A 15466-nucleotide genomic window follows, 5' to 3' on the forward strand; every position below is an offset into this window, starting at 1 on the left:
TCGCTCCTAGCTCATCTTCGACAGCTGCTCGGCGAGCATGTTGGCGAGATGATTGTCCGACAGACCTTCCATGGGATTGATGAGCTGCTCACTCGGAGCCGTCTGGGCAGCGTCCTCCGTGACGAACTCCAGGGGAATGAACGCGGACATGAGCTGCTCCGCGAGCTTCTCGAGCGTCGGGTAGTTGAAGACGAGGGTGGCGGGCAAGGACACGCCCAGCCCACTCTGCAGCCGGTTCTTGAGCTGCAACGACGCCAGGGAGTCGATTCCCAGCTCGTGGAACCCCCGCGTGGGATCGATCTGCTCGCTGGCACTCATGCCGCGCATCCAGGCCAGCTGCTCGTTCAGGTAATCCATCAACAACTTCTGACGGCGAGCGACTGGAGCTTCCACCAACTTCGTCATGAACAACCCGCGCTCCACGGTCCGTCCACCCGCCGCCTTCTCCCTCAGGTCGGCCAGGTAGGGCGTGGGCCGTCCCGCCCCGGACGCCGCCCAGTCGATCACGGCCACACCCACCTGGGTGGCTTGTCCCTGGAGCAGGAGTTCCAAGGCCCGGAGTCCCTGCTGCTTCGGAATGAGTCCGAAGCCAGGGGAACGGGCCTGCTCGCTGACATCCACCTGAGCGCCCGCGTCTCCCGCCCACACCCCCCAGTTGATGCTCAGGCCCGGCAAGCCCTGGGCACGACGGTGGTGCGCCAGCGCATCCAGGAAGGCCGTTGCCGCGCAGTGGTTCGCCTGACCCGCGGAGCCCACCAACGAAGCCACCGACGAGAACAGCACGAAGTGATCGAGCCGAAGACCCGCGGTCCGCAGGTGCAGGTTCCACGCGCCCTGGACCTTGGGCCGCAACACCGACTCGAACCGGTCCCAGCTCAGCTGCCGCACCACGCCGTCATCGAGCCAACCGGCCGAATGGAAGACGCCCGCGAGGGGCGGGAAGTCCCGCTCGATCTCCGCCAGCAGCGCCACGAGCTGTTCATCCTCCGCGATGTCCACCCGGCGGTACTCGACCCGGGCGCCCAGTTCACGCAAGCGCTCCATCCGCGTGGACGCGGCGGCCCCCGCGGGACCGCGACCGGTCAGGATGATGTTGCGAGCCCCCCGGTGCGCCAGGAAGCCCGCCGTCAACAATCCCAACCGGCCGAGACCTCCCACCACGAGGTAGCTGCGATCCGGATGGAAGAGGTCCTCACGCGCCCCCGACATGGGAGTGAGCTGACGCGAGTCGGTTCTGCGGAGCCGGGCCACGTAACGGCCCCCCCGGAAGGCCACCTGATCGTCGGTCGCCTCGGCGCGACGGCGGATTTCCCGCGCAAGTGATTCGACCTGGGTGTTCACCGCGACCCGGGGATCGAGATCGACGCATCGGCAATCCAGCTCGGACGACTCGATGGGCAATGGGCGCGCCATGCCCCAGAGCAGGGATTGGGCAACCCCTGGCAACGGCTGCCCGGGCTCCACGGGTTGTGCTCCGCGGGTGACCAGCCACACGCCTCGGGAGTGGCCCTGTTTGATCAGGTATTGCAAGAGCCCCAGTCCGGCTCCGGCGCCCAACAGGTTCGACTCGCCCAGCCTCTTTCCATCCACCAGGTCATCCGCCGTGGGACCCTCGAGCCCCCACAGCAGGATGGCGTCCGACAGCGGGCCAGGAAGCGCCAGCGATCCCAAGGCCTCGGCGAGCGCCGCGGGCTCCGCGGGAACCTCGAAGCTCGTCTCGTCGATCCGGCGGAACGACTGGCCTCGGAAGGCGAGAACACACGAGCGTCCGTCACGGGCGAGCGCGTCCGCCAGCTGGCGTCCAAGCCCACCGCGGTCCGCGAGAATCAGGCACGGCCCGTTGTCCCGTCCCGGCGCGCTGGCGTCTGCCTCCTTGAGGGGCATCGGCTCCCACCGGCGCTCGTAGAGCCAATCATCCATCGAGTCGGTGACCGCCGCGTTCAACACCTCCAGGCTCGTGCGCTGGAGTTCCAATCCGCGAACCCGGGCCCGAGGCGATCCGTCGCGTCCGAAGATGCGGATGTCGGCGCGCAGGCGCTTGCGAGCCGCGTCGAGCGGCCGCACCACCGCGTGGCTCCACACCCCGTCGTCCAGTTCCCCGGTCACCACGAGGTCCTCGATGAGGGCCGGCACGTAGAGTTCCGTGACGCCCGTATCCGGATAGGCGCCGCCCACCACCTGCAGACAGGCATCCAGCAGGGCGGGATGCGCGACATAGGCACCCACGTGCCCGAGTTCCGCCGGCTTCTCGATGCGCGCCAGGACCTGATTGCCCGTCTGGCGGAGCTGCGTGATGCCCCGGAAGGCGGGACCGAAGTCGACGCCGCCTTCCTTCGCCCGCTGGTAGTACTCCTCCACCGGAAGCGAGGACGGCGCGCCTTGCAGCAACGACTCGGGCTCACGCTCCGCGGTCGGCCGCTCACTTTCGCGCGTCGTGGACAGGGCTCCGCTGGCGTGCAGCGTCCACTCGCCGTCCGTGCCCTCCACGGGGCGGCTGAAGATGCGCACCGTCGCGCCCCCCTCCTCCGTCCGGCTCACCGCGCACTGCACCTCGCGCTCGGATTCTCCCGGGAAGGTCATCGCGCCCAGGAGTGACAGGTTCGTCAGGCCCAGGTCCTTCGTTCCCAACAACTGGGCTCCCGCGGCCAACGCCATTTCGACGTAGGCGGTGCCCGGCAGCATGGGCGTGCCGAAGACGCGATGCTGATCCAGGAAGCCCGGCGCCGAGGGCCCAAGCGTCGTGCGGAACAGCCACTCTCCGGAGCCAAGGACCGCCAGCTTCATCCGCTGTCCGAGCAAGGGATGCTCGTCCCCCGACGGCCGCGCACTGCTCACGCCATTGGGGCGCTGCAATCCGGCGCCCTCTTCCCAGTACCGCTGGTGTTGGAAGGCATAGGTCGGCAGCACCACCTTGCGCCGCGTGTAGCCGGTCTCGAAGGCCTTCCAATCCACCTGGAGACCCCGAACGAACAACGCCGAGAGGCTCTCGAGCATCTGCTGCCAACCGCCGTCATCCGTCCGCAAGCTTGGCAGCCACGCGCACTCGCCCTCGGGCAGACTCCGCGCCGCCATGCCAAGCAAGGTCGCCTTCGGGCCGATCTCGACGAACAGCCGGGTGCCCTCGCGGTACATCGTCTCCACGCCCTTCTCGAAGCGCACCGCCTTGCGCAACTGGGTGCACCAGTAATCCGGAGAGGCGAGCTCGTCCGACACGGGCTCGCCCGTCATGCCCGAGAGCATGGGCAGCGAGGGCGGCCTGTAGGTGATGGAGGAGATGATGGAGCGGAACTCGGGCAGGATCGTCTCGACCATGGCCGAGTGAGCGGCGCGCGGGATGTTCAGCCGCTTCACCTTGAAGCCCTTGCCCTCCAACATCCGGGAGATCTCCTCGATCTCCTCGGGGTAACCGGAGACGACCACGTTGTCCGGCGCGTTGACCGCCGCGATGTCGCTCCTCCATTTGCCCGCCGGCAGGAGCTCTTCCAACTGCGCCGCGCTCGCGGAAACCGCGATGTTGGCGCCCACGGGCATCTTCTGGGCCATCAGCCGGCCCCGGTGGACCGCGAGCTTCAGGCCGTCCTCGGGGCTGAACACTCCCGCGATACTGGCGGCCGCGATCTCACCCGTGCTGTGGCCCAGCAGGACGTCGGGCTGGATGCCCCAGGACATCCACAACTCGGCCAGTGCGTACTCGATCACGAAGATGACCGGTTGGGCGTATTCGATCTGATCGATCGGAGAGGCCTCGCCCTCGCGCGGGTAGAGCACGGAGAGCAGGGAACGATCCCAGTACTCGCGCAGCAGTTCATCGAAGGAGTCGAGGCGCCGGCGGAAGCCCGGGTGCGTCTGGTAGAGGTCGCGCGCGACTCCGACGTACTGGGAACCCTGGCCGGAGAACAGGAAGGCGAGCTTCGGAGACCGCGCCGGATCCGTGGTGCCCCGAAGGAGCCCAGGAGGCGACTCCTCACGCTCCACCGCGCCGAGCAGATCAATCATCCGCTGGCGATCCGATCCAACCAAGGCGAGCCGGTGTTCGAAGGCGACTCGGCCGGTGTTCGACGAGAAGCACACGTCCCCGAGCGATTCCTCATGGCGCTCGAGATGGTCCCGGTAACGGCCCGCGAGTTGCCGCAGCGCCGCCTCGCTGCGCGCCGAGAGCGTCAAGACATGGCGGGTGCGCTCCACCCGCTGCTCGCTCACCGGAGGCTCCACGCGCACGGGCGCCTCTTCCAGCACGAGGTGGGCGTTGGTACCGCCGATTCCAAAGGAGCTGATGCCCGCGCGGCGGGGCCCGTTTTCCACGGTCCAGGGACTGGCCTCACCCACCACGTAGAAGGGGCCGCTCTGGAAGTCGATGCGCGGGTTGGGCTGCTCGAAGTGGAGGGAAGGCGGAAGCGTGCGGTGCTGAAACGCCAGCACGACCTTGATGAGCGAGGCGATTCCCGCCGCGCTGTCGAGGTGGCCGATGTTGCTCTTCACCGAGCCGATTCCGCAGGAGCGAGCCCCAGCTCCCGAACCGAAGACCTGGGTCAGCGCGGCGATCTCGAGGGGATCTCCGATCGCCGTCCCCGTTCCATGCGCCTCCACATACGAGACCGTCCGGGGCTCCACGCCCGCCCGCCGGTATGCCCGTCGGAGCACGTCGGTCTGGCCCTCGAGGCCCGGCGCCATGAAGCCGACCTTCCGATTGCCGTCGTTGTTGATGGCCGCGCCCTTGATGACCGCGAGGACGCGATCGCCATCGGCGAGTGCCTGGCTCAAGCGCTTGAGCACCACGACGCCCGCGCCACTTCCGGGAATGGTGCCACTGGCCCTGGAGTCAAAGGGCCGGCAGTGACCATCTCCCGAGAAGACGCTGCCCTCCTCGAAGAGGTAGCCCACGCGATGGGGGACCTTGATCGCCACGCCACCCGCCAAGGCCATGTCGCACTGACCGCTGAGCAGCGCATCGCACGCCACCGACACGGAGACGAGCGACGTCGAGCAGGCCGTCTGCAGGTTGAGGCCCGGTCCGCGCAGGTCGAGCTTGTAGGCGGTCTGCGTGGCCAGGAAGTCCTTGTCCTGGGACACCAGCTCCTGGAAGAAGTTGATGGGCCGGGTCAGGTCTGGATAGGGGTAGCGGTAGTGGCTGACGCTCTTGCCGGCGTAGACGCCGACGATGGCGTTGCCACCCTTGGGCGGATAGCCCGCGTGCTCGAGCGCTTCCCAGGCGCACTCCAGGAACACCCGCTGCTGGGGATCCAGGGCGCGCGCCTCACGCGGCGTCATGGAGAAGAAGTCGGCGTCGAACTGATCGTGGCCCTCCATCACCGCCGAGGCCCGGATGTAGCGGGGATCCCGGAACGCGGTGGGGCTCACGCCAGCGGCCAACAGCTCCTCATCCGTGAAGGAGCTGATCGACTCCACGCCCTTCACGAGGTTGTTCCAGAAGTCGTCGAGCGTCGCGGCTCCCGGGAAGCGGCCACTCATGCCGATGATGGCGATGTCCTGGGAGTCCTGCTGGGGCGTGGCCGCCTCACGGGACTCGCTGACGGGCTCGGGCTTCTGCTCCGCGCCCTTCTCCCCCAGGAACTGGGAGAGCGCACTGACGGTCGGGTTGCCAAACAGGTCGACGATGGAGACCGCGGCGCCCAGCTCCTCCTTGAGCCGCAGGTGCAGCTTGACCAGGTGAACGGAGTTGGCACCGAGCTCGAAGAAGTTCCGGTCCGGAGGGACCTCCGGCACGCCCAGCACCTCTCCGACCACCTTGGTCAGGGAAGCCGCGAACGCCCGTGCCTGTTGACCCGCGCTGGCGGCGGCCGCCGGTGCGGGGGCCGCGCTCTGTTTCGACGAGGCGACCGAGTCCGGGTGCGGCAACGCCTTGCGATCCACCTTGGCGTTGCGGGTCAGCGGCAGGGCCTCCAGCACGACGTAGGTCGCCGGCACCATGTGCTCCGGCAACTTGCTGGCCAGGAACTCGCGAACGCGCCGGGTGTCGACGCCCCGCTTCGCATCCGAGGGAACGACATACGCGACCAGCCGCTTCTCGTGATGCTCGCCGACGGCGCTCACCACGGCCGCGCTGATGCTCGGCTCGCGCAGCAGGGCGGTTTCAATCTCGCCCGGCTCGATGCGCTGGCCCCGGATGGAGAGCTGGAAGTCGACGCGGCCCAGGAACTCGATGGTGCCGTCGGGCAGGTAGCGCCCGAGGTCACCCGTGCGGTAGATGCGCTCGCCCGTGCGCGGATGGGTGGTGAACTTCTTCGAGCCCGCGCCCGCGCCGATATAGCCCTTGGCCACGCCGATGCCGGCGCAGCACAACTCACCCGGCACCCAGATGGGCCGCTCGTTGAGTTGATCGTCGAGGACGTAGTAGCGGGTGTTGGCGATGGGCTTGCCGTACGGAATGCTGCGGCGGCGCTCGTCCTCTTCCGCGACCGGATGGGAGATGTTCCACAACGAGGTCTCGGTGGGACCGCCGACGCTGATCACCTTCGCGCCGCTGAAGCGGGCCCTGAGCCGCGCGGGCATGGTGACGGCGATCCAATCTCCGCCGAGCATCACGAGCCGCAACGGGCAGGCGAGCTTGACGTTGCCTCCTTCGAGGTACGTCAACAGCATCTCCATCATCGCCGGCACGGTGCTCCAGATGGAGATTCCGTAGCGGGCCATGAGCTCGGCCCAGTGCGAGGGATCCCGGCGCTTGGAGGCATCCGGAATCACCAGGGCGCCGCCCGCGCTCAGCGTTCCGAAGATGTCGTAGACGGAGAAGTCGTGGTGGAGCGCGCTCAAGGCGATGAGCCGGTCATCCGAGCCCACACCGAACTTCCGGTTCGTCCACTCCACCCCGTTGACCATTCCCGCGTGGCTGAGCATCACCCCGTTGGGCAGGCCCGTGGAACCCGAGGTGTACAGGATGTGCGCGAGATCGTCCGGACCCTGCACGGGAGACAGCGGTTGATCGCTGTACTCGCTGAAGGCCTCGGGGGTGACGACCAGCACCTGGACGCCTTCGGGCCAGGATTGCTCGGCGAACTTCGGCTGCGTCACCACCAGCTTCGCGCCACCGTTCTCCATCATGAAGAAGCGGCGCTCCAGGGGAAGACCCACGTCGATGGGCAGGTAGGCGGCCCCTGAACTCAGGACGCCCAACGTGGCCACGACCTGCTCCCACCCCTTCTCCATCACCACGGCGACGATGTGGTTGGGCGCGGCGCCCCGCTCACGCAGCGCGTGCCCGAGCCGGCTGGCGCGCCGGGACAGCTCGCCATAGCTCAACTCGACGCCCGACGAGGCCACCGCGAGCGCATCCGGCCGCTCGGCGGCGTTCTTGAAGAAGCCCGAGTGCAGCAGCGCTCCGCTCAGCGGACGGGCCGTGTCGTTGACCCGGGCGAGCAGCTCGCGCTGTGACGAAGGCAAGGTGTCCAGACCCTGCTGATCCCAGGCGCTCTCGTCCTCGGCCAGACGGCGCAGCAACGCGCAGAAGCTGGAGAACATGTCCTGGAGCATCCCGGGCGGGAACAGCTCCTCGGCCACGTCCCAGTTCAAGAAGACGCCTCCCTTCTGGTAGACGATCTGCAGGTCGATCCACACCTGGGGCGTCTGCGTGAGCGCTTCGATGAGCTCGCCGAACTCCTGCGCCAGGAAGTCCACCCAGTGCGAGTCCTTGCTCTTCCCATGGGAGGCGAAGCTCGTCATCACGACGGGCATGAGCGCACCGGAGATGCGGCCCTGGGCCCGGAACAACTCACGCAACAAGTCGACACCGCTCACATCGCGGTGCTCGAGCGCGAGCAGGAGTTGATCGCGGATGGCCAGGGCCCGTTCGGCGAAGCTCCGCTCGGCGCGATGCTCCACCTCGATCAGGGTGAAGCTGGCGAAGGTGCCGATGATCTCGTTGACCTGCGGGTGGATCGGCAGGCGATTGAAGTGCGGAACGTTGATGGTGAAGCGAGGGCTGCGGCTCCAGCGGGCGATGACCTCGGCATACGCCGCCAGCAGGAGTTCCGGCTCGGACAGACGCCGCGCGCGCGCCCGCTGCTTGAGACGCTGCCACAAGTCGACATCCAGGCGCTCGAACCAGCGGCGGAACCGGGGACGCCGCAGCGACCCTGGATCACGCTCGAGCGGCAGGTCCGGCGCCGGCGGCAGGTTGGGCAGACGCGACCGCCAGTACGCGAGCGCCCGCTCATAGCGCGCTCCGCGGGAATTCTGGATGGTCAGCGCGTAGTCCCGGAAGGACAGCTCGAGCCGAGCGGGGGACGGGTGCGAACCGGGGTTGCGGTAGTAGTGCACCAGCTCCCGGTAGAGGATCTGGAAGCTGTAACCATCGACGAAGGTGCCATCGATGCTCATGAAGAGACGCGACCGGCCTTCATCGAGCAGGCACACGCGCAGCTCGAACAGGGGCCACTGATCGAGTGGGAGCACCTGTTGGGCCAGCCGCTCGCGAATCGCATCGAACCGCGCTTCCAGCTCCTGGGGATCGCGTCCACGCAGGTCCTCGACCGGAACCCGGTAGTACGGAACAGTGGCCAGGATGCGCTGGTGGAAGCCGGGGAGCGCCACCGCGCGCAACATCTCGTGGCGGGCGATGACCTGATTCCAGGCCTGCTCGAAACGCGCCACATCCAACGAGTGGCAGTCGATCTCGTTGTACGCGTGCATCGCCGCGTTCAGCTCGATATCCGCCTGACGGCCCACGCTGTAGGCCTGCTGGATCTCGCTCATGGGGAACGGTTCGAACCGCTCCTCGGGCCTGGCAACGACCTGCGACGGGTTGTCCGCGCCCGGCGCGTGTTGCTCGGACAGCAGGGCCAGCAGCTCCGCCTTGTTCGCCACGAGCTGCGCGCGCAGGTCCGGCGGGATCTCGCCCGAGGGCGCATCGACGGCCAGACTGCCTCCCTCCACCGACAGCTTGATGCCGTGCAGAGCGAGCGCCTGGATGAGTTCTCCCAACTTCATAGCAAGACCCTTTTCGATTCAGTGCGCTCCGACGAGGAAGCGCCGAGCACGCTGGCCACGGCGAGCTTCTCCAGAAGCTCCGCGGTGACCTGCTCGATGGAATAGGCATCCACGAACCGCTTGAGCGGCACGTTGATCTCGAGTTCCCCCGTCACCAGATCCCTCATCTCGAGGGCCATGATGGAGTCGAACCCCAGTGCGTCGAATGTGTCCGTGGAGGAGATGCGCTCGGAGGGAATCCGGCTCACCTCGGAGACCATCTGCTTGAGGCGCGAATCCAATACGACGCGCCGGGCGGGTCCCTCGAGGGAGAGCAGGACCTCACGCAGCTTGCGTGACGCCTTGTCCGTGGCGCTCTCCGGCTCGCTGTCGAGCTTCGCCCGGAACAACGAGGACGTCGCCACAGACGGATGACTGGCGACCCACCGCTCCGCGTTGAAACGCGCGAGGCCCTGGGTGACGGGCCCGTCGGCGAGCGCGACGCCCATCGCCGCGAGGGCATCATCAACGGACATGGGCTCCATGCCGCGCTCCGCGAGCCGCTCCCCGCGACGCGCGTCCACGGCGGCCATGCCAACCTCTCCCCAGCTTCCCCAATTGAGGCTGATCGCGGGCAGGCCCCGAGCGCGACGCAGGTGCGCCAGCGCATCGAGGAAGGCGTTCGCCGTGGCGTAATTCGCCTGTCCGGCCGACCCGACCAGCGAGGCGGTGGAGGAGAAGAGAACGAACTGCTCGAGCGAGGCATCCGTGGCGAGCGTGTGGAGGTTCCAGGCACCATCCACCTTCGGACCCAGCACGGTGTCGAAGCTCCGCGGATCCAGTTGCAGCAGCGAGCCATCCGCCAGCACACCAGCGCAGTGGAAGATGCCCCCCAGGGGTGCGTCTCCCCGCCGGATGTGCTCGAGCATGCCCGAGACCGAGTCTGGACGGCTCACGTCGACGCGGAAGGCCTCGACTCGCGCGCCCGCCGCCCGCAGCGTCTCCAGCGTCTGACGGTTCTCCGCCGTCTCTCCCGAGCGTCCACACACCGCGAGGTGTCGCGCGCCCCGAGCCACCAGCCAGGAGGCGAGACGAAGCCCGATGCCCCCCAGTCCGCCGGTGATCAGATACGTGCGATCCTGCCTGGGGCGGAAGGAGCCCGAGGCCTCCTTCGTCTGGCGCCCCTGGATGAGCGAGGGAGCCAGCCGCTTGCCTCCGCGCAGGGCGATCTCGTCCTCATCCCCGGTGGCGCCCTGCTCGCGGCCAAGTTCGGCGACGAGTTGACGCAGGGATTCCGGGCCGGCCGAGGGATCGGCATCGATCCGCTTGCAGCGCAACTCCGGATGCTCGTACACGATGACGCGTCCGAGACCCCAGAGCGGCGCGCCCGCGAGCGACACCGTCCCCGTCTCCCCGTTGATGAGCTGAGCACCCCGGGTCACGAGGTAGAGGCGGGGAAGCGTGGAGGCCGCCTGGCGGGCCAGGGCGCGCACGATCGACGTCACGGCGACGGCATCGTCGCGAACCATTCCATGCAGTCCGTCCGAGGTGTCGGGATGCCCGGTGCGCGCCACGAAGACGACGCCCCGCGGCTCACGCCCCGCCGAGGACAACTCACCCAACTGGCGGGTGAAGGACTCCGGGCCGGACAGGTCGACCTCGATCGCCGAGCCCCCCGCCGAGGCCAATGCCTCCTGGAGTTCCCCCGTCGCCTTCGCATCGGCGCCCGCGACGAGCCACGTTCCGTCGAGCCGGACCGGCTCGGCGGCATTCTCCTCGCGAGCGGACCACGAGAGCGAGCAGAACAGCGCGTCCAGGGCCGCCGTGTCCTCCTTGCCACCCTCCGCCACGACGGGCAGCGCCACGGTGGGAGTCACCTTCGCCGCGCCCTGCTCGCCATCCCACCAGTACCGTTCGTGTTGCCACGGGTAGGTGGGAAGGGCCGTCTTCTTCGCCTGGGGATAGAGGATGTCGAACCGGAGCGAGAACCCCGCGCAGTAGAGCCGCGCGGCGGTGCCCAGGAGTCCGAGCCCGGCATCATCCCCCTTGGAATCGGCACGCAGGACGAGCACCTCGGATTCCAGCTCGGCCGCGAACACCAGGATGGTGGACGCCTTGCGTGCCAACAGGTGACTGGCCGCCAGCCCTGGGCGGGTCCCCGACGCACGCAGCTTCTCCCAATGTTGGGCTCCCGGCGTGGCACCCGGCTCGACCCACGCCGCATCGGCGCTGGAGAAGAACGCGCATCTCGCGGGCTGGGCATGAGCCGGCCGCGCCTCGGGGCGCTGGAGGACGAGTTGGATCGCCTCCTCCACCGTCAGAACTCCCGCGATGACCCCCGCGGAGACCTCTCCCGTCCCCTGGCCCGCGACGGCGGCGGGCTCGATGCCGTACGACCGCCACTGCTCCGCCAGGGCGATCTGGAAGAGGCACAGGAGCACGGCCTCACGCGGCCCTGCTTCACTCCCCGTTCCCTTCTCGAGCGCCGACCCTCCCGCCACCTGGCGGAACGTCCCCTCCAGACGCTGGAACTGGGCGCGGAAGGACGCATCCCGCTCCAGCAGGCCGCGCACGCGCTCGCCCACACCGGATGCGTCATCGCCGAAGACGAAGATCGCGTCCCGCTCTCCCGCTGTCCTGGCCTGTCCCCGGATGAGCCCTTGACCCTCACGGCCGTTGACGGCATCGCGAAGCAACGCGAGCAGCTCGTCCCGCGTCCGAGCAACGAGCGCCAGACGGTGTTCCTGAGGCGAGCGTCCCGCGCCCGCGGTGAAGCAGACTTCCCGAAGATTCGCCGTGGGGCGGTCCGAGAGCTCATTCAGATACGCCGCGGCCAACTCACGCAGGGCGGGCTCGCCGCGCGCCGACAATGGCAACAGATACGGTCCGGCATCCGGTTGAGGCGCCGCCTTGTCCTGGTGGGACTCGACGAGCGCATGGGCATTCACGCCGCTCATCCCGAAGGAACTCACGGCGACACGGTGCGGCCGGGCCTTGTCCGCGAGCGGCGTGCGCTTCTGGGGAACGGCGATTCCCGAGCCCTCCCAGGCGAACTCCGGATTCGGGTTCTCGAAGTGAAGGGAGGGCGGTGCCTCGGCGGACTGGAGCACCAGCACGGCCTTGATGAGCCCCGCGACACCCGCCGCGGCCTCCGTGTGGCCGATGTTCGGCTTGACGGAGCCCATCCACAACGGCTGCTCCTTGGGCCGCGAGGCGCCATAGACGCGCGACACGCCCTCCAACTCGATGGGGTCTCCCAACCGGGTGCCCGTGCCATGGGCCTCCAGGTAGTCCACCTGCCCCGGCTCGATACCAGCACGCTGCAGGGCGAGCCGGTACAACGACTCCTGGGCCCGGACGTTCGGTACCGTGAGGCCGCCACTGGCGCCGTCGTGGTTCATCGCCGTGGCGCGGATGACGGCGTGGATCCGGTCTCCATCGCGCACGGCATCCCGGTACCGCTTCAGGATGACCACGCCACAACCCTCGCCCTGCACCATGCCATCCGCGGCGCCATCGAACGCGCGGCAACGGCTGGACGGGGAGAGCGCTCCCGCCTTGGACAGGAACACGCTCAGGTGGGGCGAGAGGATGAGCTTCACGCCTCCCGCGATGGCCAACGTCGACTCCTGCGTCCGCAGGCTCTGACACGCCAGGTGCACCGCGGCCAGCGAGGAGGAGCAGGCCGTGTCCACGGCCATGCTGGGCCCCTCGAGCCCGAGCAGATACGAGAGCCGCCCGGCGACATAGCTCGCGTCAACGCCGGTGGAGTAGTGGGGGCCGACCTTCTCCAGCCCTCCGTTGGCGAGGAACGCGTAGTCCTTGGCGTGCACTCCGGCGAAGACGCCGGTGCGCGAGCCCAACAACCGGTGCGGTGGAATGCCCGCGTCCTCCAGGGCCTCCCAGCTGACCTCCAGGAAGAAGCGCTGCTGAGGATCCATCCCCTCGGCTTCCCGCCGGGAGATCCGGAAGAACTCGGCGTCGAACCGCTCCACGCCGTCGACGAAGGCCGCGCGGCGCATGGACATCTTCCCGGGCCGGGACGGGTCGGGATCGTAGAGCCCCTGGAGCGCCTGCCGGTCGGCGGGAATATCCCTCACGCCATCGCCAGCACCCCACAGCAGGTCCCGGAACCGGGAGGGGCTCGTCGCGCCTCCGGGAAACCGGCAGCCCATGCCGATGATGGCGATGGTGTCTTCCTCCGGCCGAGCGCCAGCGGCGAGCTTCCGCTGCAGCTTCTCGATCGTGAGCAGGGCCTGCTGAAGGGGGGTCAGCTCCGGCGCGGAACCTTCGTTTCGACTCATCACTCGACCTCGATATTGAGTTCCGCCAGCTTCCGGGCGAGGAGCTCGCGGGCTTGGTCCTCGGACAACCCGGCGATGTGCTCGACCAGCGCCTGTTCATCCCGCGCGGTCTCTCGCGCCAACTGTTCTTCTTCCCGCCTGACCTCTGTCCGCGACTCCAACCGGGTCAGGATCAACTTCGCCAACGGCTCGGGCCGCGGGTGCTCGAAAAAGCTCAGCGTCGGCAGCGTGACGCCGAGGGTTCGTGAGATGCGCTCCTTCAACAGGGTGATGCCCACGGAGTTCATCCCCAACTCGAAGAAGGTCCTGTCCTGGAGCTCGAACCCGGCGGACTCCAGGCCCAGCACTTCCGCGACCTGTCCGCGCAACAACTCCACCACCCGGGACTCACGCTGGCTCACGGGCACATCCTGGAGCGACTGGAAGCCATCCACCTGAGGAGGAGGCGCGGTGGGAGCGCTCGCGGGCGCGGCCGAAGGAGAACGGGAGACCACTTCGGGTGACAGCCATTCCGGCCACAGGCGTTGCCGCTGGAAGGGATAGAGGGGCAGGTCCACGCAACGCCCGTTGGCCACGGGGAAGGAGTCCCGGGACAGCACCCCACCGTCGGCATAGACCCGCGCGGCCTCGATGAGCTCGGGAGGCGAGCCCTCCTCCATCAAGAGAGACTGCCCGGAGGACTCCACGAGCGCGCCCAGGAGTCGCACCAGCCCATCCCGTCCCTTGGCGATCACCGCCGCGCGATGACGGTGATGCTCGCGTTTGAAAGCGGCCGTGAAGCAGAGGTCGTCCAGGGACTCCGGAGAAGCCGTACCGGAGAGGAAGTCCTTCAGTTGGAGTGCCCGCTGGCGAAGCGCCTCGGTCGTGAGCGCCGAGAGCACCAGGAGCTGGCTTTCCGTCCGGGAAGCGGACGCCTCCGGGGCAATCGCATCGGGTGCGGCCTCCAGGACCACGAAGGTATTGGTGCCCCCCAGCGAAGTCGTCACGACACCGGCCCGCCGAGGCTGTCCGGGGCCCCGCTCGGGCCAGGCCTCCAGGGTCGACTGGATCCGCAATCCGAGTTCCTTGAACGGGATGTTCGGATTGGGAACATCCACGTGGATCGTCGGAGGAAGGGTGCGGTGATACAGGGACAGACACACCTTGATGAGCTGCGCGATGCCGCCCGCGGCTCCCAGATAGCCCAGGTTGTTGCTGACGGCGCCGAGCCGGCAATCGACGGGCCGCTGCTTGCCGAAGGCGGCTCCGATGGCGATGGCCTCGGCCTCATCCCCCTTCGAGAAGGCCGAGCCGTGAAGCTCGACATAGTCGAGGCTGGCGGCCTCCACCCCGCCCTGCTCACAGGCCTGGAGGATGACCTCTTCCTGCGCCGAGGCGCTGGTGGCCATGATCCATTCATTCCGGCCGTTGTGATTGACGGCACTGCCACGAATGACCGCGTAGACGCGATCACTCGCATCCACCTGGGACAAGGGCTTGAGCACGACCACCCCAGCGCCCTCGCCGCGGATGTAGCCGTCCGCGTCCGCGGCCAACGTGCGGCACTGCCCCTTCACGGAAAACACCCCCGCCTGCGACAGCATGATGCTGCTGTCGGGCGAGAGCATGAGATCCACGCCGCCCGCGAGTGCCAGCTCCACCTCGCCCAGGGCGAGGCTCCGGCAGGCGTCGTGCAGGGCGACCGTCGAGGAAACACAACCCACGCTCGAGCAGGAGCTGGGGCCCCGGAGATCGAACGCATAGGAAATGCGGTTCGCCGCGAAGGACGCCGTCGTGCCGAGCAGGGCGTATCCGTCGAGGGTGTTCCAGTCCCGGGAGAGCATCTTCTGGAAGTCGTTGAAATTGACGCCCATGAAGACACCCGTCCGGCTGCCACGCAGGGAGTCGAAGGGAATGCCCGCGTCCTCCAGGGCGTGCCAGGCGCACTCGAGCAACACGCGATGCTGGGGATCCATCTGCCGCAGCTCCCGCTTCGGCAAGCGGAACGCATGGGGATCCGCCGTCTCCACGCCCTGGATCAACCCCGCGCGGCGGTTGCGAATCTTCCCGGGGCGATCCGCGGCGGAATCGTGCAGCGACGCCATGTCCCAGCGGCTGGAAGGAATGTCTCCGGTCGCATCGGTTGCATTACACAACAATTTCCACAGCTCACGGGGGCCTTCCGCGCCGGGAAACCGCAACCCGAGACCGACAACAGCGATTGGCTCGTATCTCGCGGATCCCGCCCGACGCGGACGATT

At 68.2% G+C, this 15466-nt stretch carries 3 protein-coding genes; all 3 read right to left on the reverse strand.

Going from position 1 to position 15466, the window contains the following annotated elements:
* Positions 1–6: 6 nt before the first annotated feature.
* From MEBOL_RS08510 to MEBOL_RS08520, 3 genes are read right to left on the reverse strand one after another with little or no spacing between them, the layout of a single operon-like run.
* Positions 7–8943 (reverse strand): hybrid non-ribosomal peptide synthetase/type I polyketide synthase, encoded by an 8937-nt coding sequence (locus MEBOL_RS08510; RefSeq protein WP_095976945.1) that lies wholly within the window; start codon positions 8941–8943, stop codon positions 7–9.
* Entirely contained in the window at positions 8940–13226 is a 4287-nt protein-coding gene (locus MEBOL_RS08515; RefSeq protein WP_179956399.1) for a type I polyketide synthase, read from the reverse strand. The genes MEBOL_RS08510 and MEBOL_RS08515 overlap by 4 nt, the downstream gene beginning before the upstream one ends.
* On the reverse strand, positions 13226–15406 hold the full coding sequence (locus MEBOL_RS08520; protein ID WP_245919564.1) for an acyl carrier protein: 2181 nt from the start codon (positions 15404–15406) through the stop codon (positions 13226–13228). The genes MEBOL_RS08515 and MEBOL_RS08520 overlap by 1 nt, the downstream gene beginning before the upstream one ends.
* Positions 15407–15466 lie beyond the last annotated feature (60 nt).

The organism is Melittangium boletus DSM 14713 (assembly GCF_002305855.1).
In the GTDB taxonomy this organism is placed as follows: Bacteria; Myxococcota; Myxococcia; order Myxococcales; family Myxococcaceae; genus Cystobacter; species Cystobacter boletus.